18 protein-coding genes are annotated in these 24650 nt (G+C 59.0%); 12 read left to right on the forward strand and 6 right to left on the reverse strand.

The features are described 5' to 3' along the window. Positions 1-247: 247 nt before the first annotated feature. From NC979_RS19410 to NC979_RS19420, 3 genes are all read right to left on the reverse strand, one after another. Entirely contained in the window at positions 248-2452 is a 2205-nt protein-coding gene (locus NC979_RS19410; RefSeq protein ID WP_190516682.1) for a hypothetical protein, read from the reverse strand. 51 nt (positions 2453-2503) lie between these two features. Continuing rightward, positions 2504-2728, reverse strand: coding sequence for a hypothetical protein (locus NC979_RS19415; RefSeq protein ID WP_190516684.1), 225 nt, complete (start codon positions 2726-2728; stop codon positions 2504-2506). Between the two features lie 191 nt (positions 2729-2919). Beyond that, positions 2920-6924, reverse strand: a complete 4005-nt coding sequence (locus NC979_RS19420; protein WP_190516687.1) for a WD40 repeat domain-containing protein — start codon at positions 6922-6924, stop codon at positions 2920-2922. Between the two features lie 397 nt (positions 6925-7321). Between NC979_RS19420 and NC979_RS19425 the strand changes: the two genes are divergently transcribed. From NC979_RS19425 to NC979_RS19450, 6 genes are all read left to right on the forward strand, one after another. Further along, positions 7322-7774, forward strand: a complete 453-nt coding sequence (locus tag NC979_RS19425) for a cupin domain-containing protein (RefSeq protein WP_190516689.1) — start codon at positions 7322-7324, stop codon at positions 7772-7774. 38 nt (positions 7775-7812) lie between these two features. Then, a complete protein-coding gene (locus tag NC979_RS19430) occupies positions 7813-8295 on the forward strand; it encodes a hypothetical protein (protein WP_190516691.1) in 483 nt (160 codons plus the stop codon). A 236-nt stretch (positions 8296-8531) separates the two neighbouring features. Continuing rightward, positions 8532-9362 (forward strand): DUF5602 domain-containing protein, encoded by an 831-nt coding sequence (locus NC979_RS19435; RefSeq protein WP_190516694.1) that lies wholly within the window; start codon positions 8532-8534, stop codon positions 9360-9362. A 215-nt stretch (positions 9363-9577) separates the two neighbouring features. Further along, positions 9578-10540: a sulfotransferase domain-containing protein gene (locus NC979_RS19440; RefSeq protein WP_190516696.1), complete on the forward strand. Its 963-nt coding sequence runs from the start codon at positions 9578-9580 to the stop codon at positions 10538-10540. Between the two features lie 296 nt (positions 10541-10836). Continuing rightward, positions 10837-13944: an ATP-binding protein gene (locus tag NC979_RS19445; RefSeq protein ID WP_190516699.1), complete on the forward strand. Its 3108-nt coding sequence runs from the start codon at positions 10837-10839 to the stop codon at positions 13942-13944. Then, on the forward strand, positions 13937-15445 hold the full coding sequence (locus NC979_RS19450) for a diguanylate cyclase domain-containing protein (RefSeq protein ID WP_190516708.1): 1509 nt from the start codon (positions 13937-13939) through the stop codon (positions 15443-15445). Before NC979_RS19445 ends, NC979_RS19450 begins: the two co-directional genes overlap by 8 nt. Before the next feature lie 119 nt (positions 15446-15564). On the opposite strand, the gene NC979_RS19455 is transcribed toward NC979_RS19450, so the two are convergent. Further along, positions 15565-16758 (reverse strand): NAD(P)/FAD-dependent oxidoreductase, encoded by a 1194-nt coding sequence (locus tag NC979_RS19455; protein WP_190516711.1) that lies wholly within the window; start codon positions 16756-16758, stop codon positions 15565-15567. 75 nt (positions 16759-16833) lie between these two features. Here NC979_RS19455 and NC979_RS19460 point away from each other — a divergent pair, with 75 nt between their 5' ends. Then, positions 16834-17571, forward strand: coding sequence for an AzlC family ABC transporter permease (locus NC979_RS19460; RefSeq protein ID WP_190516713.1), 738 nt, complete (start codon positions 16834-16836; stop codon positions 17569-17571). Positions 17572-17598: 27 nt separating this feature from the next. Next, positions 17599-17919: an AzlD domain-containing protein gene (locus NC979_RS19465; RefSeq protein ID WP_190516716.1), complete on the forward strand. Its 321-nt coding sequence runs from the start codon at positions 17599-17601 to the stop codon at positions 17917-17919. A 16-nt stretch (positions 17920-17935) separates the two neighbouring features. On the opposite strand, the gene NC979_RS19470 is transcribed toward NC979_RS19465, so the two are convergent. Further along, positions 17936-19249: a glycosyltransferase gene (locus NC979_RS19470; RefSeq protein WP_190516718.1), complete on the reverse strand. Its 1314-nt coding sequence runs from the start codon at positions 19247-19249 to the stop codon at positions 17936-17938. Between the two features lie 180 nt (positions 19250-19429). Between NC979_RS19470 and NC979_RS19475 the strand changes: the two genes are divergently transcribed. The 4 genes from NC979_RS19475 to NC979_RS19490 all read left to right on the forward strand — a co-directional run bounded on the left by NC979_RS19475 (position 19430) and on the right by NC979_RS19490 (position 22671). Continuing rightward, complete coding sequence (locus NC979_RS19475) at positions 19430-20446, forward strand: formamidase (RefSeq protein ID WP_190516721.1); 1017 nt, start codon at positions 19430-19432, stop codon at positions 20444-20446. Positions 20447-20642: 196 nt separating this feature from the next. Further along, positions 20643-20846, forward strand: a complete 204-nt coding sequence (locus NC979_RS19480; RefSeq protein ID WP_190516723.1) for a heavy metal transport/detoxification protein — start codon at positions 20643-20645, stop codon at positions 20844-20846. A 128-nt stretch (positions 20847-20974) separates the two neighbouring features. Beyond that, complete coding sequence (locus NC979_RS19485) at positions 20975-22342, forward strand: cytochrome P450 (RefSeq protein ID WP_190516726.1); 1368 nt, start codon at positions 20975-20977, stop codon at positions 22340-22342. Positions 22343-22344: 2 nt separating this feature from the next. Then, a complete protein-coding gene (locus tag NC979_RS19490; protein ID WP_431191092.1) occupies positions 22345-22671 on the forward strand; it encodes a YnfA family protein in 327 nt (108 codons plus the stop codon). Between the two features lie 24 nt (positions 22672-22695). Here NC979_RS19490 and NC979_RS19495 read toward each other — a convergent pair whose 3' ends face one another. Beyond that, on the reverse strand, positions 22696-24624 hold the full coding sequence (locus NC979_RS19495) for an APC family permease (protein WP_190516728.1): 1929 nt from the start codon (positions 24622-24624) through the stop codon (positions 22696-22698). Positions 24625-24650: the final 26 nt, after the last annotated feature.

Below are 24650 nucleotides of genomic sequence, written 5' to 3' on the forward strand. Positions count from 1 at the left end.
ATTGTATGGTTATGACTGCGGTTTACAACGGCCACAACACAACCACCCTGGCCAAGGGTACAAACCCTTGGCAAAACATGCAGTAGCGCTTGAAGCTGATGTGGCATTGTCTGTCAGGGCAAGCGGCCATAAAACCTTTGACCTGGCTGCGCGCCCTTACCTAAATTCCTGCCTCAGTTCAGCAACGCCAAAACGTTCAAATGTTTCAGTGTTCGCTCAGAAAAGGTCAGAACCGAACTGGCTACAGCTATAGAATGCAGCGAATGGATGCCATGACTTGCTGGCGCAAATGAATTGACTGAAGTTGATTGGCCACCTGCTGGGCTTGATCACCCTGTCCCAGCTGGGCGTATTGCAGGGCGATCGCTTCTAGCAAACTGCCTCGATCGTCCTCTCTATCGATGACTGTGTAGCCCCCAACCCCTAGGCGATCGACCTGAGATTCTTCGCCAGGAATGGTCTGGGCTACCTGGAAGGCTTGGGCCAAAACGGGCAGCGCGGCCTCGCCCTGCTGCAAATCGCCATAGCGTTGGGCGATCGCCAGCAGGAGCTGAGCCTGACGGCTGGGTTCAGAGAGTTCGTTGACTACAGGCAGGGCCAGGTCAAAGCGGTTTTGTTGCAGCAGAGCCGTTGCACTTCTCTGCAAGCGCTCAATGCGCACCTCTGCGGGAGAGGTAGCGCGGGCGATCTGTAGCGCCCCGACATACTGCCTCGCCGCCATAAATACCTCAAAGGGTTGTTCGATGATGCCGACCCGCTGCAGCAGGTCGCGGGTGAGGTCGGCTTGCCCCATTTGGGCATATACAACGGCAATGGCGGCGAGGGCACCGGGCTCGATCGCCGCGCTTTGCGTCACCTCTTCGGGGAACTGGCGCTGATAAGTGGCGACCAGATCCTCTATGCTCTGCAACGTTTCCTGGAGCAAATTGTTGGCCCAGGTGGTTTGACCGGCCTGATGGGCGCTCAGCGCGATCGCCGCTAGCAGCCGAACCCGCAAGACGGGCCGATTGGCCAGGGGCAGCTGTTTGGCCCACGCCGCCGCCTGGTCGTATTGCCCTGTGGCCGCGTAGGCGGTGACGACATTGACTATTTGCTCATCTTGAGGGCCGTAGCCGATGGCCGCAAGCTGGCTCCAGGATTGGCGAATCCAGTCAAACTGTTGGATGTCGATCGCCAGTTCCAGCAGGCTTCCCAAGGAAAAGCTTTGTTCCCAGGGGTCAGCGATCGCCTGCAGGTCACTCAACTGGTCTGACAGCCACGCCTCAACTACCTCCTGCTGCCCGGCCTGGCTGTAGGCCACCATCACCGACTTAATCGCCTCCTGTTGAGTGACCTTGAGCTGAGTTTGGGCCAGCTCCAGGGCTTCGTCCCGTTGCCCTAGCTGAAGGTAGGTGTCAACTAAGGTTCTAAAGACGAACTCTGGATCCGTTAAGCCCGTAGCCGACTCGGCCTGCTCCCTGGCCTGGGCCATCACCCGAGCGGCTTGGGCGGGTTGGTTGGCGTTGTGGTAGCCGATCGCCACCTTGCCCAGGGCCAAAATGCGTTGGGTTGCAGCGGGGATGGCTTGCGCTGTCGACTCTGCCCCCAGCCAACTTTGAACGGTAATTGCTCCTTCCACTATCCCCCGCAGGGCGATCGACTTCAGCTCATACTCATCGGGCAAATCGGCGGCAATGGCTTCGGCGGGTGCAAAGTGGCCAATGTGGGCATAGGTGGTTGCCATGCGCTGCAAAATAGTCAACTTCAGCCACTCAGAGGTGCCGGGCGGAATTTGCTCAACCGCTCCACCCACCTGGATCAGCACTACCAGCGCCGAGGTTGTATCGCCCATGAATGCGTAGGTTTCGGCAATGTCGATTAGCGCGCTGGCGGTGAAATCGCTGCCCCGAATCAAGGTTACTGCCTGCCGTGCCTGTTCCAGGGCCTGCCTGGCCGTTGGGGTTTCACGCTGCTCGAGAACGGTATAGTAGTGGGCGATCGCCGCGAGCGATCGCGCTTTGACATAGCTGTAGCCCGAGGGCAGCTGATTGGCCAACGCCAAAAACTGATCCAAGGTGGCCCGAAGCTGGGGCGATTCCCGTTCCGGGAGGCTACGCCAACGCGCCGCCTGATCGCCCTGGGTCAATCGCTGCCACCGCGTCGTTGGGTAGCCCTCGTTGGTATCTAGCAACCACTGCTGTAGTAGATCTGCCTGCCGTCGCCCGTCTTGCAGCTGCCCAGCGATCGTCAAAGTCTCTTGTAACGATGACAGGGCCGTATCGAGTTGAGCGCTTTCCAGGGCAGACCGCGACTGATCCTCCGCCATAGCCAGCCGGTTTTGCAGGGGAGCATTGGGTTCGCAAACGGCAGTAGCCGCCTGAGCCTGAGCTACATAAATGGGGTTGATGGCGTTTTCCAAAGGCGCGATCGCCAGCACACCCAACAACAAAACCGACTGAATAGAGCGAATCATGGTTAGCCAGAGAATGGTTGGGTCAGAGGGAAGAGTGAGCGATCGCGAGGTCTATTCAACCGCTCGCCAAAAGACATAGGGGCGATCCACAGAGACCCCAGAGGCCAGCACCTCTCGCGTGCCATCGCCGAGCAGATTGAGGGTAAAGCGCACCTGACCCCCGGCAAACTCGGCTTGATACATGGCCATTTGCTCAGAGCTGGCGCTGCCCGCGCACTGACTAAACTCTGCGAGCAGCGGAGCGGTAAATACCACCTGGTCAGCCGTGGCCGCCACCGGTTGGGCCGGAGCGGTGGCTATACTGTCAATCTTGTCCTAGGCCATACGGAGCAGTGGGTTGAAATAGACGCTCGTTCAAAGTGGCACTGCTAAAGCGGTACTGCTAAAGCGGCACTGTCGCCGCTAACAGAGGATCGGGCTGATTTCACCGTTGCCTACCCCTAGGCTGGTTAGCCCCGCAACTCAGGTTACAGGTCCACCGCCCCCAGGCTTTTGAGAATGTCGATTTCGCTAGGAGAGAGACCCGTGATGCCCGTGATATTCATCGCTTCGTAGAGGCGATCGGGGCGCATGATGGCGAGGCATTCCCCAGTTTCTACATTCCACAGGCGAATGGTTTCATCAAGGCTGCAACTGGCCAGCATGGGGTAGCGGCTACCGGGGGCGGGGGTGGGCAGAAAAATGACGGCGGTGACGATTGAAGTATGGCCCTCGATCACCCGCAGGCAATTCCAGGTGGCGACATCCCAGACGCGGATAGTGCGATCGCTGCGACCGCTCACTAGCAGCGACCCGTCGGGGCTAAACACTAGCCCGCCGTGAATACCGGTGTGCCCTTCCAGTTTGCGGAGGAATTCCCCGGTTTCCACATTCCAAAGCTTGATGTCGGATAGGTTGCCCACAGTGGCCATCAGCGGCTCGTGAGGGTGAATGGTAACCCCCCAGGTGTGGCCCTCTTGGCCGCCGCCCACCCGCAGACTTGCGCCGGTTTCTACATCCCACCAGCGCAGAGCACCGTCGTTGCCAACGGTGACAAAATATTGCCCCTGGGGCTCTACAGCCAAGCCCAACAGATAGGCGTCGGGGTCGAGCACGATGCTGCGCAGGCATTCGCCGCTGTCGCTGTCCCAATAACGAATGGTGGCGTCGGAGCTGGTGGCGCTGAGCAGGTAGCCTTGGGGTGTGTAGCCAAAGGCCTGAATCCACGAGTTGTTCTCGCGGCGCAGGGTGTAGCGGCAGCGGCCCGTGGCCAACTCCCAAATATGTACTTCGCCGTTGAGGCTGGCGCTAGCCAGCAGATCGCCTCGGGGATGAAAGGCGACCTTCCAAATACTGCCCTCGTAGCCGGTGAAGGTTTGCACGCATTCACCGGCCTCGTTCCACAGGCGAATGGTGCCGCCTAGGCCGCCGCTGGCGAGCAGGTGCCGGTGGGGGTGACAGGCGATGGAGCGCAGTCCGGCGTTGCCGCCTTGGATGGTTTTGAGGCAGTGGCCGGAGATTGGGGAGTGGGAGGGTGGGAGGGTGGGAGGGTGGGAGGGTGAAGGAGATGAGGAGGGTGAAGGGGTGGGGGAGACCGTAGGGGCAGACTTGCGTGTCTGTTCAGGCGGCTGGGGAGAAGACGGAGTTACTGGGCGACTAACGTCCCAGAAGCGGATGGTTTGGTCGATGCCGATGCTGACTAGAGCTTGGCCGGGGAGCCACTGGCCGTCGGGGGTGTTGCCGTTGATGAAGGCTGTGCCCCAGACGCTGTCGGTGTGGCCGGTGAGTACGGTGAGGCACTGGCCGGTGGCGACATCCCAGAGGCGGAGGGTGCGATCGCTGCTGGCGCTGGCGACCAGCTGGCCGTCGGGGCTGAAGTGAACGCCGCAGACTTCGGCGGTGTGGCCGCGCAGGGTATGCAGGCAGGTGCCGGTAGCGATGTCCCAAATCTTGACGGTGTGGTCAAAGCTGGAGGTGGCAAAGCGATCGCCCCCTGGATGCATGGCCAGCGTCCAACACATGCCGATGTGCTCAGTCATGGTGTGCAGGCATTCACCGCTGTCGATATCCCACACTTTCACCAGGCCATCCTGGCCGCAGCTGACGAGGATGTGGCGGGGCGGTTCGCCAGGGGCCATGGCGAGCGGGTGGGGGGCAAAGGCAATGCCGTTGGCGGGGCCGCTGTGCCCGGTGAGCGATTGCAGCACCTCACCCGTGCGCCAGTTCCACAGCAGAATGGAGCGGCTGGTGTCGCCCAGGCTGCCGGCCAGCACGGTGCCGTCAGGGCTAAAGGTCAGCCCCCAAGGGTGGTCGTAGTGCCAGGTTTGCAGGCAGTGGCCGGTAGTCATATCCCAAAATTTGACGCCTGTATCCATGCTGCCGGTGACCAGCACTTGCCCGTCTGGGCTAAAGGCTAGGGCAAAAATGTAGGTGCTGTGGGCCTGCATGATGAAGACCGGCAGCCCGGTAGAGGCCTGCCACACCTGCACCATGCCGTCTTCACCACCCATGGCAATGAAGTCACCGTCGGCACTGGCAATCAGCGCGTTGGGGTGGGGCACTGGCTCGGCAAAGCGGCAGGCGATTAGGTTGGCGTGGGCCAGATTGACCTGTTGCAGAGGCGTCTTTTGCAGGCCGGCCTGACGAATGGTCAGCCCCGAGAGGTCGTAGCCGGTGAGGTCGAGCTTGAGGTACTGCATCAGGTTGAGCAGGTTGCCGACCCCGTAGCTATAGCTCTGGGTAAAGGTCTGCCGCAGCAGGGTCAGCAGTTGCCGCATCTGGCGATCGAGGGCAGCGGTCGAATTAAAGCGAGCGCAGAGGTTCTGAGCAATGGGCTGCAAAATCAGCCGGGTCTGGCTGTCGCGGATATATTCTTTGGCGGTGGCTTTGAGCAGGGCGTAGCGGTCAATCAGCAGCCCCTCGGGTGGGGCCACCTGGGGCATAGCGATAATCTCGTCGCTGATCTGCTCAATCAGGCGCTCGGTCACATACTCCATCACCACGGGCTGCTGAGTAAAGCGGGCATGCTTTTGCTCGATCAGGCTGCGCCGCGCCAGCGACTCTAGGGTTTCGAGCAGGCGCTGCTTGGGGATGGCGGGCACGATGTCGGTCTGCAAATCGGCAATGGTTACCCAGTCGCGGTTGATCGCCAACCAGCCCATGATCTGCTGCTCTAGGGGCGCGAGGCGCTGGTATTGCTGGTCGAGCAGGCGGCGAATGCCGTTGAAAACGGTAGTTTCTTCCTGCACAAACGCATCGACATCGCCGCCAAACAGCTCGCGAATGGAGGTGGCGACGATCTTGAGCGCTAGGGGGTTGCCGCTATAGCTGTTGAGCAGCTGGTAGCGTCCGGTGGGCGATCGCGACAGCCCAATCGCATCAAAAATTTGGTCAGTATCCGCCGGCGGTAGGCCGGGCAGAGTCAGCGATCGCACCGGCAGCGTCGCCCCCTCCATATCGGCTAGTACCGAGGGCTTTTCGCGGCTGGTCAGCACCACACAGCTCTGGTGAGGCAGCTCGCCCACCTGGCGCAGCAACTCGCCGTAGGCTTCGTAGCCTTCGCGGTAGGCCCCGGTCAGTTTGCCCTCTTGCAGCAGCGTTTCGCCGTTGTCGAGCACCAGCAGACAGCGCTGCTGCCGCAGGTAGTGCATCAATCGTGAGAGCAGCGGCGCAACCGCCAGCGTCGAAGGGCTTTCCTGCTGACCCGAAAGTGACTGGATCAGATCGGTCAAGAGCAGCTCTAGGGGCGGGGCGTTGCGGAGGGTGCGCCAGATGATGGCGGAGAAGGGTGGATGGGTGGATGGGTAGGCGGGTGGATGGGTAGGCGGGTGGGAGGGTAGGGGGGTAGGGAGGGAATTTGTCGCTTGGTTTTCCAAGGCATCGGCTTTTAGCGGACTTATCCACCCATCCACCCGCCTACCCTCCCACTCCATCACTCCCCCACTCTCCCACTCACTCAGCCGCTGGGCCAGCTTCACCGACAGCGCTGTCTTGCCGATGCCGCCCATGCCGAGGATGGCGACTAGGCGGCAGCGATCGCGTTGAATCCACTGGGCTAGGGTGTCAAGCTCGGTGGCGCGGCCGTAGAAGAGGGAAGCGTCGATGGCTTCGCCCCAGTCAAGGGTAAGGGGGGTAGGGGGTGAAGGGGTGGAGGGGTAGGGGGTGGATAGGTGGGCGGTAGGGGGGTGGGATGTTGCTGGGGTTTCGGGTGGGGGGAGTTCGCCAGGGTTGGGGTGTTGGTAATCGGTGCGCTCTAGGAGTAGGTCGAAGGCGGCGAAGAATTGGTCGAGGGTTTGTTTGTCAACGCCGTTTTGACCGTCGAGCACGCGGGTGACGGTGCTGAGGGCGAGGCGGGTGCGATCGCTAATTTCTTCGAGGGTGAAGCGATCGCCGTTGTTAAGAGTTGCCTCTAGCTGTCGGCGTGCTGCATCCAGTTTGCGCTGGCCCGCTAGCGATAAAACTACTCCCCGACGGCGACTCTTTTTAGCGGGCATAGCGGGTCAAGGTGGATCAAATGACAATCAGGCATACGGTCAGCCGCAAACCCAAGAATGTTACTTATTTTACGTCAGTTAACCGAGATAAGTTCGAGTTAAGCATGGGCTAGGGCGATGATCTCGGGCTGGCCTTGACCATTGCACAACCCTGAATGCGCCGCTCCTTGAGCAGGCCCGACTAACTCAAAACTGATGCCTAACTAAGGGGTCTAAGTGATCGCCTAACTATCCGTATCTTCTCTGGTGACAGCGGGGCTTTCTGACGATATTGGGGACATGGTTAAACACCAGGTCGGCTGAGTGAAGCAGCGCCAACCAAGACTGGCCGTGTAGGTTGCGTCCCTGCTTCACCAAGCCTCCCAACCCCCTTTCCTATGCTGTAAGGAGAACCCCCATGACGATTACTCTGCAACGCCAACGTCCTATCTTTTTGGAGTCTGACGAGGGTCGAGCCTACCAAATGCTCACCCACACCATCACTCGCAAACTAACCGCCGTAGACACCAACGGCTACTACGCTCTAGCTGAACTTACCGATACCGCCGGTAGCGGTGCTCCCCTGCACAGCCACCCTTGGGAAGAAACGTTCTACGTCCTTGAAGGGGAGTTCGAAATGCTGATCGGCAACCAGCAGCAGATTTGCCCCGCAGGCAGCACTGCCCATGTGCCCGCCGGTGCGGTGCACGGTTTTAAGATTCTCTCCCCGGTGGGTCGTGCCCTGCTCTTGATTGCCCCGGCCTCTGCCGAAGCGTTTTATCTCGAAGTGAGCGATCGCGTCTCCGATCTCACTACCGATATGGAAACCATGCAGGAAATTTGCACCAAGTACGGTCTAGAACTGCGCTAACTCGCCTACTGCCATCCCTAGCAACCAAGGAGATTTCAATGATTCACCACATTTCTATCAGCGCTAACGATCCGCTCCACGTAGCCACCGTCATGGCCGAAGTTTTTCAGGGCTATGTGATTCCCTTTCCGCCAAACCCTGGCAGCTACATGACCCTAGCCGCCGATGTCTATGGCACAGCGATCGAGGTCTACCCCACTGGGTCAGAGATCTTTCCAGATAGCCACGAGGGTCAGGCAGGCTTTCAGCTAACTTCACAGCGAACTCAGTACTCCGCATTTCACGCCGCTATTTCAGTGCCCATGAGCCTCGAAGAAATTGAGCGAATCGGCGATCGCGAAGGCTGGCGCGTACTCTTTGCCAACCGCGACGGCCTGTTTGACGTAGTCGAATTTTGGGTCGAAAACCGGCTCATGCTAGAGCTGCTCACTCCAGTCATGGCCGTTAAATACCAGGCCGTCTTTAGCCCCGAGCATCTGCCCGCCCTAGTCGATCAGTTCGCCCTCGCCCCAGCCCGCTAGTCCAGGCCATCCGGATTCCCCCTCCGCTTTTACCGCCCCTGGCGATCGCCTTGAGCAAGTCATTCCCTCGGCTAAGTTGAGTCCCCTCTCTCCTCAATAACCCCACTCCCCTCGATTAACCCATCACCACCCCCCACGAACTAACCCCCCGCCCCCTACCCCATCACTCCCCATCCATCCACCCTCCTACCCTCCCACCCATCCACCCCCTACCCCCTTACCCCCACGGAGCCCCCATGCGTCCCTTTCAAATCCTGCTCTACAGCACTAGCGCTGCCTTGGTGCTGCTCTCGGCCACTGGCTACTCTCAAGTATCAAACCTGGCGTTAGACAGCAATCCCCAGCCGATCGCGGGTATGGCCTCAGCCTCTGAAGACAACACCGCCCCGTCTGTGATCGAAGGCGAGCCCCAAGCCCTGGGCAATGGCACCGTACGCACCTATGTTGCTCTAGACAGCCAAAACCATCCCCAAGAGGTGGGGGTGACGATCACGGCGGCGGCCCTAGCCGGTCTGCCCCAGGAGGGCGCCGAACTCATCTTGCCCCTGCCCTTTCAGGCTGAATCTACGGCGATCGACCACATTGCGATCGACTGGCGGCCCCACGGTCACCCCCCTGAGCCTATCTATGGCGATGCCCACTTCGATATTCACGCCTACACCCTGACCCCTGCCGAGCGCGAGGCTATCACCGCCCAGGGGGCCGACCTGGAGAAAGCCTACAAAACTCCGGCCCCAGAGTATATTCCGGCGGGCTACGTGATGGCCCCCGACAGTGCCGAACCCCGCATGGGGGCCCATTGGGCCGACCCCACGGCGGCAGAGTTTCAGGGCCATCCCCACGGCTTTGACCACACGCTGATCTACGGTTTTTATGAGGGTGCGATCGCTTTTATTGAACCCATGGTGTCCTTCGATTTTCTCCGCAGCCAGCAGGATTTTGAAGGAGCCTTTGCCCTCCCCCAAAGCTACGCCAAGCCAGGGCTTTATCCCACCCGCTACCGCATCGCCTACAACGAAGCCGACCAAACCTATACCGTGGCGCTGACCGATTTTTGGCAGCCCTAGAAACAGGGTATGGCAGGGCGATCGCAAACTCGCCGTTCTGTCTGTTCTGTAACGCTCAACTGTTCTCACAGCTAAGCCGACCCCGTTGGGAATGCTACCCACGGACGTTAACTCAACGAAATCATCGTCTGTCAGGAAAGCCTGCGCCGCCGCTTGTAGCTATTGAAGCTGTGTAACAACCACTACATTTCACCTCTTGCTAAGGAGAGCCACCGATGACCCAAGCCATTCACAAGCCTGCTCAAACCCCAGTTGCAGACCCCAACCGAGCCTGGGCAAACAACTGGCCCGTCAAGACCCACGAACTGCACAGCCACCACTTCGACTCCACCATCTGGAATGACTTTCAGTTTCGCGACGACGACGTTGTGATTGCCACCTACGGCAAGTCTGGCACCACCTGGATGCAGCAGATTATCGCCCAGCTGATTTTTAACGGCCAGGAGGGGCTCAATGTCGGCGATATGTCGCCCTGGATGGATTTGCGGGTGCCCCCCGCCCCAGTGAAACTGGCTGCCATGGAGGCCCAAACCCACCGTCGCTTTCTCAAGACGCACCTGCCGGTAGATGCCTTGGTCTTTTCGCCTCAGGCGAAGTACATCTACATTGGCCGCGACGGTCGCGACGTGCTGTGGAGCCTCTACAACCACCACGCCAACGCCAATGACCTGTTCTATGATCTGGTAAACAACACACCAGGCTTAGTGGGGCCACCCCTCGAACCGCCTTGCAGCTCAATTCGGCAGTACTTCCATGACTGGTTGCAGGGCGACGGTTACCCCTTTTGGTCGCTGTGGGACAACATGCGATCGTGGTGGGAGGTGCGCCACTTGCCTAACGTGCTGATGGTGCACTACGCCCAGCTCAAGGCCGATCTGCCCGGTCAAATGCACCGCATCGCTGAATTTCTGGAAATTCCCGTAGACGAAGCCCAGTGGGACAGCATTGTGGAGCATTGCACCTTCGAGTATATGAAGTGCCACGCTGAGCAGGTCGCGCCCCTGGCCGGTCAAATCTTTGCGGGTGGGGCCAAAACCTTTATTAACAAAGGCACCAATGGCCGCTGGCGCGACATTCTCACGGCTGAGGATATCGAATGGTATGAGTCTGTGGCCCAGGCCCAGCTCGGCAAAGATTGCGCCTACTGGCTAGCCAATGGCGAACTACCAGTGGTTTAGGCTTCTCGTGTAAAAGCTCAGGCACTGCGGTAAAAGCCACCCTAGGCATCCGGCTAGGGTGGCTTTGCTGTGGGGATGATGGAGCCGCACCTTTGATGTGGTTAGAGCAGAAATCGTCACGCTGCGATCGAATAATTCGAATTACTTTAGGTTGGGTAATTTAGCTCCTGGTGGCTTTAGTTATGGGCATTATGAACGGTATAGCGAGTAACTGTCGGTAGGAAAACGACTCTCAGCTGGACATGATGTAAACGCTAACAGCTGCTGGCTGCTAGCACTTCCTCGGCTAGGTTGGCATGGCTGAAACTCTTGACTATAGACCCCTGCGATCGCTCAACAATGACGATTTGCTTGCCCTAGAGGTCTGCAATCCCTATCCGATCCGCTTCATCAAGAGCATTCAGCCCCACGGTCTGTTGCTCTCCCTGAGCTACCCAGACCTGACGATTTTGCAGGTGAGTGCCAATGTCGAGACGCTGCTGCACCAGCCCCCCGCGGCGCTGATTGGGCAGCCCTTAACCGTAGTCTTTGCCGCCGCCGATATTGAGCTGCTGCGCTACTGCCTCGACAAAACCCAGGCGTCGGCCTACCTCACCCTGACCCACCCGACGACCGAGCAGTCCTTTGCGGTCAGCCTGCATTGGCAGCAAGAGACTGTGCTGATGGAGCTAGAGCCACAGACCGCCGATGAACCCATGTCGGAGGAGCTATGCTGCCAAATCAACACGGCGATCGCCGCCTTTGGCACCGCCTCAGACCTGCAGGCGCTGGTCGAGATTTTTGCCCACGAAATTCAGCGGTTGACCGGGTTTGACCGGGTAATGGTGTATCGCTTTCAGCCCGATCAGAGCGGGGTGGTGGTGGCGGAAGTCAACCGCAGCGACCACGAGAGCTATCTAGGGTTACACTACCCAGCCACCGATATCCCCCGCGAGGCGCGATCGCTGTTCTATGAAAACCCGCTCCGGTTTATTCCCAATCTCGACTATGTGCCCGTGCTGTTGGTACCGGAGGAGAACCCGGTCACCCAAGGCCCCCTAGACCTGGGTGCTGCCGAACTGCGGGGGGTATCGCTACCCCACATCGACTATTTACACCGCATGGGCGTCAGCACCTCCATGACTTTTTCGCTCACCGACGATCAGCGGTTGTGGGGGTTGGTGGCCTGCCATCATTACCAGCCCAAGCCGGTGCCCAAAATTACCCGCATGGCGTTTACGATGCTGGTCAAGGTGGCCAGCCTAGAGCTGATGCGGCACCAAGAGCAGGAGCGCAGCTATTACCAAGCCCAAAACAAAACCCTGCTGGGGCAGCTCGGCATCGCTATCAACGAAACCGAAGACGCGGTGCTCAAAACCCTCACCACCAATGCCAATCTGCTGTTGGATATGTTTGAGGCCGAGGGGGTTGCTCTGGTTTTAGATCAGGACTATGCCCTGGTGGGGTCTACTCCGGCCCAGGCCGAGGTCAAAGCCCTGATTGACTGGCTGGCCGAGCAGGGCGAAGACCAGGTGTTTGCCACCCCGGCGCTGGCGCAGGCGTACCCCCCAAGCGAGCAGTGGTCGGTAAAGCTAGCTGGGGTGCTGGCGATCTCGATCTTTTTGCAGCAGCCTCGGCCCGTGTCGTACCACATTTTGCTGTTTCGCCCCGAACAGATCGAAACGGTGCACTGGGCGGGTGAGCTGAGCGCCAGCGTCACCCTCGATGAGGCCGGAGAACCCAAGCTCTGCCCCCGCCATTCTTTCGACCTGTGGAAAGAATTGGTGAGGGAGCGATCGGTGGCCTGGTCGCCCCGGCAGCTCGAAGCAGCGGCCGATTTGCGCAGCACCCTCATGCTGGCCGTGCTGCACTTTTCGAATGTGGCCCTAGAGCAGGCGGCAGAGCGCGCCGAGGTGGCGAACCGGGCCAAGAGCGAGTTTTTGGCCAATATGAGCCACGAGATTCGCACGCCGATGAACGCCGTGCTGGGGTTTACCGATCTGCTGCAAACCATTATTCAAAACCCGGTGGCGCTTGACTATCTAGAGGCGATTTCGTCTAGCGGCAAGACTCTGATGTCGCTGATTAATGACATTCTCGACCTGTCTAAAATTGAGGCGGGCCAGATGGATATCAAGCTGGAGCCGACAGATATTACGCTGTTAATCCAAGATATTCAGCATATTTTTCAGCAGAAGGCGGCGCAGAAAGGCATTCGGCTGCGGATGATTTTGGGCACGGGGCTGCCCAAGGCGCTGTGGCTGGACGAGGTGCGGCTGCGGCAAATTTTGTTTAACTTGGTCGGCAATGCGCTGAAGTTTACGGAGCAGGGCCATGTCGATATCGAGGTGGCCTGTACCAGGCTGCCGGCGGTGCAGGGTGAATCCTCGGTCAATTTAAAGATCTCTGTGGCCGATACGGGCATTGGCATTGCCGAAGCCGACCAGCAGCGCATTTTTAATGCCTTTACCCAGAGCTACGGCCAGAGCGATCGCAAGTTTGGCGGCACCGGGCTGGGGCTAGCGATCACCTATCGGCTCACCCAGCTGATGGGCGGCACCATTGAGGTCGAGAGTCAGCTGGGGCGGGGGAGCACATTTATCTGTGAGTTTAATCGGGTTGTGATCGCCCCCGAGGGTAGCTCCCAGCCGACAGCGGCCGAGGCCGAAACCGATTTAAACCAGTGGGCACCGCTCAAAATTTTGGTAGTAGACGATGCCCGGTCAAACCAGGATTTGATCGCGGGTTACTTTCGCAATACCCACCATCGTCTGTTGTTTGCTGAGAACGGATTGGAGGGGGTGCAGATGGCGCAGACGCACCTGCCCGATTTGATTTTGCTCGATCTCCGCATGCCGCTGATGGACGGGCAGGCGGCAGCCCTGGCCCTCAAGCAGCATGAGCTAACCCGCTCGATTCCGATTATTTTGATTACGGCTTCGCTTAGCTACGAGGGCGAAACCATGCTCGCCAACGATCTGTACGACGGGCTGCTGCACAAGCCCGTCAAGCGCCAGCAGCTCTTAGAGTCGATGCAGCGCGTAATTGGCGCTGGGGTGCTCCCCGCCTTGGAGAGACGCGCTAGCGCCCAGGCAGCGGATCCCGGTGCGGTGGCCCCGGCGACCCTGACTCCAGAGCGGCTGTTGGCGTTGCTTACCCAGCTCCAGGCGATCGCCGCTGACTGCTGGCAACCGCTGCGGCAAACCCTAGAAACGCGATCGCTTGAAACCTTTGTCGAACGGCTGCAAGGGGCGATCGCGGTTTACCCCTACCCACCGCTATCTGACTACCTGACCACTCTGACGACGCAGCTAGAAGAGTTTGATTGGGAACATTTGCCCCATACCGTGAATGCGTTTGCGCCCCTGCTAGAGACGCTGACTCACCAGGTCGCGGCTTTGGGTGAGGCTCCCGCTAATGGTTAACCCCCCGGTGTTTGAGCCCGCTCAGTGCCTAATTATGGCCGTCGACGACGTGCCCGCCAATCTCAAGATTTTGCAGAAGGTGCTCGACGCGGTGGGCTATCGCACCACCTTTGCCACCCGCGGGCAGCAGGTTTTAGACCGGTTAAACGACGTCAAACCCGACTTGATTTTGCTCGATCTGATGATGCCAAAAATGAGCGGCATCGACGTGTGCGCCCAGCTCCAGCAAAATCTGTCAACGGCGCATATCCCCGTTATTTTCTTGACGGCTAGCCATGAAATTGAGCATTTGGCCCAGGCCTTTGAGTGCGGCGCAGTCGACTATGTCACCAAGCCTTTCAACGTAGTCGAGCTGCTAGCCCGCATTCGCACCCACTTAGAGCTGAGCCAGCTGCGCAAACGCGCCCAGTTTCAGGCTCAGTGGGAGGCGATTTCGCGGCAGATCGTGCAGGACATTCACGCCTCTATCCATCTGCAAGACATTCTCAACAACACCGTCAAGGCCATTCAGCAGTTGCTGACGGCACGGCGGGTGATGGTTTATCGCTCCTGCGACCCCCAGGGTTGCAAACTGCTGGCGCTTTCTGGCGACGGTCTGTCCTCAGAACTCTGCGTTCAAGGGTTGGGCTGTCCTTATCTAGAGCACCACCCTCCGGTGGTGCCCAACCTCACCAAGCAGCAGATTTCCCTGATCGAAGCGGCTCCGCTTCCTCCCCCCACCGCGGCGTCTTCCTGTAGGTCCGATGTTCCCCAAGAGCTGTATTTGCCCATTCACCAACAGGGCCAGCTATGGGGCGGCTTGGTGGTGCAAAATGATCCCTGCGCCCGCCCCTGGGCCCAGCAAGAGGTCGAGACCTTGACCCTGATTGTGCAGCAGCTCGAAATTTCGATTCAGCATGCCGAGCTGCATCAGCGCTTGAGCGCGGCCAATCAGGAGCTAGAGCGCATCTCAAATACCGATGGGCTGACGCAAATTGCCAATCGACGCTGCTTTGATCGGCGGCTAACGCGAGAATGGCGACGTCTACAGCGGGAGAAACAATCCCTGGCGCTGATTCTGTGCGATATCGACTACTTTAAGCAGTTTAACGACACCTATGGCCACCCCAGCGGCGACACCTGCCTGGTAGCGGTGGCCCAGGCGCTTCAGCGCTGCCTGAAGCGCCCCGCCGATTTGGTGGCTCGCTATGGGGGTGAAGAGTTTGTGGTGCTCTTACCCAACACTGAGCTGGCGGGCGCCGTTGGGGTGGTCGAGCAGATGCAGGGGGCGATCGCTAAAGTGGCGATCGCCGACGCCCCCACCCACCGACTTACCCTAAGTTTTGGCATCTATGCGGCGGTGCCCCAGCATGGCACCCAGGCTACCGCCGCCCTGGCTCTGGCAGATCGGGCACTCTATGCCGCCAAGCAGGCTGGGCGCAATCAATACGTCATTGCCCCGGATATAGGCGCCGCCAGCTCAATCGAGACATTGCCCCAATCTAACCGCTCAAATATTTGAACGCTTTTAGAGCGGATTAATGTCCTCGCACAAAAACGTCTCTCGTAGGGGCAAACGGCCGTTTGCCCCTACCCAAGTTCATGCTTCAAGCCAGCAACACCGGATCTTGCGCCTGCTGCCTACTTTGCTGCCAGCGCATCCCGCAGGGGTTTGGTCATCCAGTTCAGCCCGACGCGCACCTGGTGGGAGAACGTTGGCATGCGGTAGAGGTAGGCCAGGCGGCGAGCCACGTGGGCCAGCTCGCCGTCGAGCTGAATGCCCAACCCGGTGAGGGTGGCACGGCTGGTGCCAAGGGTGAGCATTTCGCCCATGTGGCGATAGCGGAAGGGGAGCTGGGGGCGATCGCTGAGCTCGGCCCAGATATTCCACCCAACAAAGTCGGCCTGTTGTAGAGCGACCTGGGCCGTGGTGGGCACCTGCTGAGCCTCGGCATCGCGGCAGTCGGCCACATCGCCCAGGGCATAGACGCCGGGGACATCGATCGCCTCCAGGGTGGGCTTCACCACCACCTGCTGGCGCTCGTTGTGCTTGAGGGGCAGGTCGGCAATGACGGGGTTAACCTGGGTACCCACGGTCCACAGCACCAGATCGACCGGCAAAATGTCGGTTTGCTCGCGGAATGTGAGGCTGATGGTGTCGGCGGTGACGTTGTCTACGGTGGTTTCGAGATCGATCCACACTCCCAGGTCAGAGAGCACCTTTTGGGACACCTCGCGGTTATATTCAGGCGAGGTGCGGAGAATCGTGTCGGTGCTTTCGATCAGGCGCACCCGGCCTCGTTCCCCCAAATGTTCCGCTACTTTGCAGGCTAGCTCGACACCGCTATAGCCGCCGCCCACCACCGCCACGCGAATTTTCTCGGCGTTGGAGGCTTCAAGCAGGCGCAGCCGTTCCTTCAAATGGTAGGCATCTTCCAGGGTGCGGAAGGCATGGGCGTACTCGGCCACACCGGGAGCCATGTGCATTGGGGTGTTGCCGCCCAGGGCTAGAACCAGGCGATCGTAGGTGAGCGTCACCCCATCGCTGAGGCTGACGCGGTGCTGGTCGAGGTCGATGCCGGTGACTTCTGCCTGGCGAAACTGCACCGCAGTGCCGGCCAGCAGCTCGGCGTAGGGCGGAGCGACTTCCCAGGTTTGCAGCTCGTCGGTGACTAGCTCATAGAGCAGCGGCAGGAAGAGGAAGCGATCGCGGTGGTCAATCAGAGTAATCGTCGGTGGGGTGCCCTCCCACGGCAGCTGGCTGAGGCGCAGAGCGGTGTAGAGGCCGCCAAAGCCACCGCCGAGGATACAAATTTGCTGGGGAGCGTCTGCCATAGTGAAAAGCCGTGATACCTCTTCTACCTTCTAACTCAAAATGGAAAGAGTCATCCTGCTTTGCGGAGATTTCTTTTGGCTATAGCGTCAGACTTGAGCAGCCGCTCTCCCCGCCAAGAGGCGCTGGCCGGGGCGCGAGACATTATTCCCCTGGTGGTGGGGGCGATTCCCTTTGGGATTATCTTTGGCACCCTGGCCCAGGGCAGCGGCCTATCGTTTGGGGCAACGCTCGGCATGTCGGCCTTCGTGTTTGCCGGGTCGTCGCAGTTTATTGCCCTGGGGCTGCTGGCGGCGGGCAGCACTCTGCCGTTGATCGTGCTCACCACGGTGGTCGTCAATCTGCGCCACATGCTCTACGCCGCTAGCCTGCTGCCCTACGTGCAGCGCTCTTCCCATCGGTGGAAAGCGGTGATTGGCTTCTTTTTGACGGATGAAGCCTTTGCGATCGCCATTCGCCGCTACGTGCAGCCCGACCCTAGCCCCTATAAGCACTGGTACTACCTAGGTGCAGCCGTCACGATGTACGGCAACTGGATTCTTTGCACCTGGCTGGGCCTAACAGTGGGCCAGCTAATCCCCAATGCAGCCGCTTGGGGGCTAGATTTTGCCATGGTAGCGACGTTCATCGGCATGATCGTCCCCTACGCGACCACGCGACCGATGGTAGGGGCGATTGCCGTCGCCGGGCTGGTAGCAGTGCTGGCGAACGGACTACCCCACAAACTGGGGCTGATGGTGGCGGCGATCGCAGGTGTCACCACCGGCTACTGGCTCGAAACCCGCCTTCCGAGGACAAAGGGTATACCCAATTGATCCACCCCCTTACCCTCCCACATCCCCATGAATGACTGGCTTCTCGTCGCCTCCATGGCCCTGGTAACCTTCGTTATTCGCTATGTGCTGCTGGCCTTTAGCGGGCGCATTCAGCTGTCGCCGACCGTGGTGCGGGCGCTGGGCTACGTGCCCCCGGTGGTGCTGACGGCGATCGTCGTCCCCGCAGTGGTGCTGCCCGATGGTGAGACGCTGTGGCTGGGCTGGCAGAATGCACGACTGGTGGGGGCGATCGCCTGCGTCGTCCTCGCTCTTTGGCGCAAAAACCTGCTGCTCACCATCGCGGGCGGCATGGCCGCATTTTGGGGCTGGCAGTGGTTGGTGGGCTGAGCCACGGAGCATCTAATCACCAACCCACCGAATCTATGTAAGCCTGAATAATGCTGACAGCGCAGTTGACGCCATCCTCAGCGCGAATAGTTTCTCCTAGGGCTCTGGCTTTTGCGGCCATGGTTGGGTTGCTCAATACCTGCTTGATCGCAGCAGCCAGATTTTGCGCCGTCAGATTTTGAATGGGGATGGGCGGCGGCGCAACCCCAAGCTGAGTGAGGCGGTTTGCCCAAGCAGGCTGGTCGCCAAAAAAAGGCACCGTTATAGCGGGTAAACCAGCCCGCAGCCCAGCCGCGGTTGTTCCTGAGCCGCTGTGGTGCACCACAGCCGACACCTGGGGAAACAGCCAGTCGTGGGGAATGGATGGAGCGGCGTAAACCCGGTCAGTCAATTGCCCCGCTTGGGTGAGCCCCCAGCCGGCCAGCAGCACCGCCCTAACGTTGGCTCGATCTACCGCTTCTAGCAACAGCTGAAGCATCGCCTGCTCATCGGCAACCGCCATACTGCCAAAGCCAAGGGCAATCGTCGGAGTAGAACTTTCTCCCTGAGACTGGGCGAGAAAGTTTTGCAAGTCTGGGGACGGCTGGTAGGGTTGAGACGCTTGAGGAAAGCAGTAGCCGGTCACATGCACCGAATGGGATGACTGAGCCCAGTCGGCAGGGCGGGGAATGACGGCTTCGCTGTAGAGGTGCAAAATTGGCACCTGCTGCAACTGTTTGGGATGGTGAGCGCGGTACCGAGGGCCAAGCGGCGGCAGCGCTGGTAGCTGATGTCTCTCCCGAAAGGTTTCTAGGGTAGAGCGATCGCGTACCCAGCCCAGCACATCTACCAGGCGATAGCTAGCCCAATTCAGCGCTGACTGCACTGGATTGACGCTCGTTGGTATGTCGCCAAACCCAAGAAACGGAAACAGCCCGGTCTCTACGATGGGAAGACTAGCCGCAACAATCAGCGGCAGATTCAGCGCTTCGGCGACGTGATAGCTCCACAGCGCCAGTGGCCCCGCGATGATGACCTGACTGCCTTGGGCCGCCGCCAAAACCTGCTCTAGCTGTCTGGGCAAATTCTTGGCAAACTGGGGCGCTTGTTCCCAGGGCAGAAACTCGCCCCTCAAAAACCGCTGTCCCTCCTGCGATCGAAAGAATGCCCGATAGTCTCCTGCCAAGGGCGCAACCTCTACACCGTAGGATTTCACCAGGTCTGTGAAGGCCTCGTGGGTGACAACGGTAGGTTGGTATCCGGCTTGCAGAAGACCCTGGGCCAGGGCGAGCATGGGCATACAGTCGCCCGTAGATCCGAGCGCAACCAGGGTAATTTTTGGGGTAGGCATAGCGCTAAGGATCCGGCAATACAAGCGCCTTTACTGTAGCAGCCGCTGAACTGTAGCTGTTGGCACGGCCCAGTTAGAGAAGAGGCAAGAATTACGTAATATTGAACACCAACACCCCAATGCCTTAGACCTATAGTGCTCTTCGACTTTCGAGTCAGGTTGTTCCAGAGAGAAATCAGCATGAGTGGACTTGGTGGCCTAAATAAATCTCCTAACGGCGTGGTGCTGGGCATGGTGCAACTGCAACTGCCCAACGTCGTCACCCCCGACGATCTCGCCGCCCAGACCCAGCGCATTTGCGAGATGGTCGCCAAAGCCCGCCGCAACATGCCCACGATGGACCTGGTGGTGTTCCCCGAATATTCGCTCCACGGGCTGTCGATGGATACCAACCCGGCGATCATGTGCAGTCTGGATGGCCCCGAAGTCGCTGCCTTTCGCCAGGCCTGCATCGACAACGACATCTGGGGCTGCTTCTCGATTATGGAGTACAACCCCGAGGGCAACCCCTACAACAGCGGCTTGATTATCGACAACCAGGGCTCAATCAAGCTCTACTACCGCAAGCTCCACCCCTGGATCCCTGTAGAACCTTGGGAACCCGGAAACGTGGGCATTCCGGTCTGTGATGGCCCCAACGGCAGCAAATTGGCGCTGATCATCTGCCACGACGGTATGTTCCCCGAAATGGCCCGCGAGTGCGCCTACAAGGGAGCCGAGATCATGATTCGCACGGCGGGCTACACGGCCCCCATTCGCCACTCGTGGCAAATTACTAACCAGGCCAACGCCTTTTGCAACCTGATGGTGACGGCGTCGGTGTGCATGTGCGGCAGCGACGGCAGCTTCGACTCTATGGGCGAGGGCATGATCGTCAATTTCGACGGCACACCGCTGGTGATGGGCAGTCACCGTCCCGACGAAATCATTACCGCTGAGGTACGCCCCGACCTGGTGCGCGAAGCCCGCATTCACTGGGGAGTGGAGAACAACATCTACCAGTTTGGCCATCGCGGCTATGTAGCGGTCAAAGGCGGTGCCCAAGACTGCCCCTACACCTACATGAAGGACATGGTGAAAGAGCGCTACCGCTTGCCCTGGGAGGATGAGGTAGTTCATCAAGACGGCACCGCCTGCGGTTTTCCAGTACCCACCCGAGACTACAAGGGTGAAGAATTGCCGCCGGTTTTGAACTGAGTCAGCAGCTATTTTCTATCCCAAAAACATTTAGGGGTATGAGGTACAGGGTTTGGGGCAGACCTTACACCCTGTACCTCATACCCCGATCGCATCAATCAGTTCTCGCGCCTTCGGCCCCAAATTCTGCCCTTTTACAGACGGCAGCGCTGCCGTGAGCGGCCTACAGTATGGGCGTAGAAGTGGAGAAATCAGCATGGCATTGACGTTCCAAGTTCCGACGCTGAGCGATCAGAAATCGGCGCAAGAGCTAAAAGATTTGATTTTGACCACTGAACCTGAGGCCGATATTGACATTAATACTCAGGCAAAAACCGTCACCATTAGCTCTCAAGCCTCCGAAGAAACCTTCAAGCAGCTGATCACCGCATCTGGGCACAAAATAGCTTCTGCTAGCTAGGTTCGGCCAGATTGTCTAAGGCCTGCGATCGCAGCTCCGCGCTACTCTAGAATGCACTGGTTTTAGGGACTGATCTTTGACTTCAGTTTTCGCGACCGGTCTTTGACCACTGCATTCCACCGTTTCCTATGGTTGCTTCTACCCCTGCCCCGCTGCCCCCTGGGAGTTTTGGCCTGCCGGTTGTCGGCGAAACCCTTAACTTTTTGTTTGACCGCGAGTTTGCCAAAAAGCGTCAGGCCAGGTACGGAGCTATCTTCAAGACGCGCCTGCTGGGCCGACCTACCGTCGTGCTAATGGGGGCAGAGGCCAACCAGTTTGTGCTCTCCACCAATATGGACAGCTTTTCCTGGCGGGAGGGGTGGCCCGGCACATTCAAACAACTTTTGGGTGAGTCGCTGTTTTTGCAGGAGGGTGAAGAGCACCGCCGCAATCGCAAGCTGCTCATGCCCGCCTTCCACGGCCCTGCTCTAGTTGGATACGTAGAAACCATGCAGTCTCTCACCGATCGCTACGCCCAGCGATGGGAGGACCTGGGCCAGTTCACCTGGTTCGATGAGCTTAAGCAGCTCACCTTTGATATTGCTAGCACCTTACTGTTGGGTAGCGAACCCGGTAGCGAAACCGCCCAACTGTCGAAATGGTTTACTGAGTTAACCAACGGGTTGTTTGCTCCACCGATTCGCTGGGGTTGGACGACCTTTGGCAGAGCCGTTAGCGCACGGGATAAGTTGCTCAACCACATTGAGCAGGTGGTCAAAGAACGCCAGGCCCACCCCACCCAAGATGCGCTGGGCCTGCTAGTGCAGAGCGAAGACGAAGACGGCAATCGCCTCAGCCTAGAAGAAATTAAAGCCCAGGCCCTGCTAATGCTGTTTGCGGGCCACGAGACCACTACCTCGATGCTGACCTCGCTGGTGATGTCGCTGGCGCAGCATCCCGATGTGTGGGAGCAGGCGCGACAGGAGCAGGCGCGGCTGATGGAGGCAGGCGAAGCCGTCACCCTAGAGCAGATTCGGCAGATGCCCTACCTCGACCAGATCGTCAAAGAGGTGGAACGGCTGTACCCGCCCGTGGCCGGGGGCTTTCGGGGCGTGGTCAAAGACTTTGAGTTTAACGGCTATCGCGTGCCCAAGGGTTGGATGGCGCTCTATAGAATCGATGCTGCCCACCACGATCGCACCATCTACACCGACCCCGATCGCTTCGACCCCGATCGCTTTAGCTCTGAGCGGGCCGAGCACAAGCGTGCCGACTTTAGCTTGGTGGGCTTTGGCGGCGGCCCCCGCATCTGCCTAGGCTTGGCCTTTGCCCAGCTCGAAATTAAGCTGGTGGCGGCCCATCTGCTGCGCCATTACACCTGGGAGCTAGTGCCCAATCAGAATTTAGAGATGATGCCAATTCCGACGTTGAGGCCGCGATCCGGGCTGAAGGTCGTTTTCAAAAAACGCGCGATCGCTCCAACGCAGACTGCCGCCGACCAACCTGGGCAGCGTTAACCATGATGGTGAAATCCCTATTATTTTTTATCCTCGCGGGCCTGTGCGAAATCGGTGGGGGCTATCTGGTGTGGCTGGCGCTGCGCGAGGGCAAGAGCCCCTGGTTAGCGGTGCTTGGGGTAGCCGTTTTAGGAATCTATGGCGCAGTGCCCACCCTCCAGCCCACGCATTTTGGTCGAGCCTACGCCGCCTACGGTGGCGTATTTATTGTGCTTTCTATCGGTTGGGGGTGGCTGGTCGACCAGGTGAAACCCGATCGCTTTGATCTGCTGGGTGGCTGGGTGGTGCTGCTGGGCGTTTTGGTGATGATGTACGCCCCTCGCAGCTAGCAGAGTCCATCTGCAATCTGGTGGCTACCCCCCCACATGAATGACCGGACGGCGTCTGGGAGATTTTTCGGCTTTGCGCAGCACCTCCCGAGTGACCACGGCAATATCGCCCTCGCCAAACAACATGAAGCGCAGCAGATATTGAATTGGGTTGCCCTCAATCCAGCCAAAGTAGGCGTGGGGCAATTTGCCGGTCTCATCGCGCATGTAGAGCAAAATAGCAGCAATCGTATTGGGCACCGCCGACCCCCTAGCTCTCAAAATGCGGTAATTGCCCACCTGCACCCCTTCTACCTGCACCGTCTCCATAAAGTCTGAGGCATCGGAAACCTCGATCTCTAAAAACAGAATGGAATCGGTCGAGGGAATGTGATTGTCTTCCCGCACCTCGGTTTCCTTGAGGGAATATTCCTGTTCATCCCCGGCCTGCTTGCGGTTAGCAATGATGCGAATGGTATGCTCGCTTTCTTCTAAAATGAAACGCCGAGCGATGGGATCCATTTCAAACCGCTCAACCCGCAGCTCGGTAGAGCGCCAAACGCGCGAAATCAGTGAGGTGAAAACAATGGCACCAATAAAGAAGGCGGCAATTTTAACCCCATCGGGCCGCTCAAAAATATTGACAATCGTGGTGTAGAAAAACACCAGGGTAATGGTGCCAAACACGACCATGCCCCGCCGCGATCGCGCCTGTCGAGCCGCCAGCGTCACCGCAAACGACGCTGAACTCATCAGCACCAGCACCCCCGTGGCGTAGGCCCCACCCTGGGCCTCAACGCTGGCGCGAAAAATAATCGTGACGGCAAAGGCGATCGCCGTAAAAATCAGCACTAGCGGTCGGGCCGCCAAGGTCCAGCTGGGGGCCATGCCATAGCGGGGCAGATAGCGGGGCACAATGCTGAGCAACCCAGCCATGGCCGAGGCCCCGGCAAACCACAAAATCGAGATCGTGCTCAAGTCGTAGAGGGTGCCGAACCCATCCCCCAGGTACTCGTGGGCCAGATAGGCTAGCGCTCGTCCGTTGGCGGCTCCCCCCGCCTGAAATTCTGGCGGCGGAATCAGCAGCGTCGTGACCAAGCTGCTAGTAATCAGGAAGAAACTCATGATCACCGCTGCGGTGGTCAACAGCTTATGGGTGTTGCGGATGCGACCAGCTGGAGCAGTTTCGGTGTCGCTGCGATCGCCTTCGACTAAGGGCATCACCGCTGCCCCCGTTTCAAACCCAGACAGGCCTAGCGCCAACTTAGGGAATACCAGCGCGGCCAAGGCCAGGAGCACCACCGGATTGCTGTTTCTGGAAAATAGCAGGCTCCACCAATCGGCAATCGCTGTGGGATGGGTCAAAATCTGATAGCCCCCCACACCAATGGTCACCAAGTTGAGCAGCAGATAGACCGCGACTAGAAAAACCGCTATCCCAATCGCCTCTCGAAACCCCTTTAAAAAAACGGCTGCCAGGAAAGCAATGAGGCAGATAGTTAGTGGCACTTCGTACCCATGCAGAAAATCGTGGACAAAGGGATTTTCGACAATGTGGGCCGTAGCGTCGGCAGCGGAGAGGGTAATGGTGATGATGAAGTCAGTCGCCACAAACCCCAGCAGGCAAAGCACAAAAAACTTGCCCTGCCACCACGGCAGTAAATGCTCGAGCATGGCGATCGACCCCTCACCATGGGGGCTCATGGAGGCCACCCGCCGATAGATCGGCAGCGCTCCAAACAGAGTCAGTAAAACCAGAATCAACGTTGCAATGGGCGATAGCGCCCCAGCTGCTAGAGCGGCAATGCCGGGCTGGTAGCCCAGCGTGGAGAAGTAATCAACCCCAGTCAGGCACATGACCTGCCACCAGGGGTGTTTCACCGCGTGGCTGCTCTTCCCTGAGCGATCGGACTCAACTAACCAGCGCAGCAACCGTCTGCGGTATGTGGCTGATGGCCTGACTCGTTTAACCATCTACGGCATTCCTACGGGGTAGTGGC

This window comes from Leptolyngbya subtilissima AS-A7, from assembly GCF_039962255.1.
Classification (GTDB): Bacteria; Cyanobacteriota; Cyanobacteriia; order Phormidesmidales; family Phormidesmidaceae; genus Nodosilinea.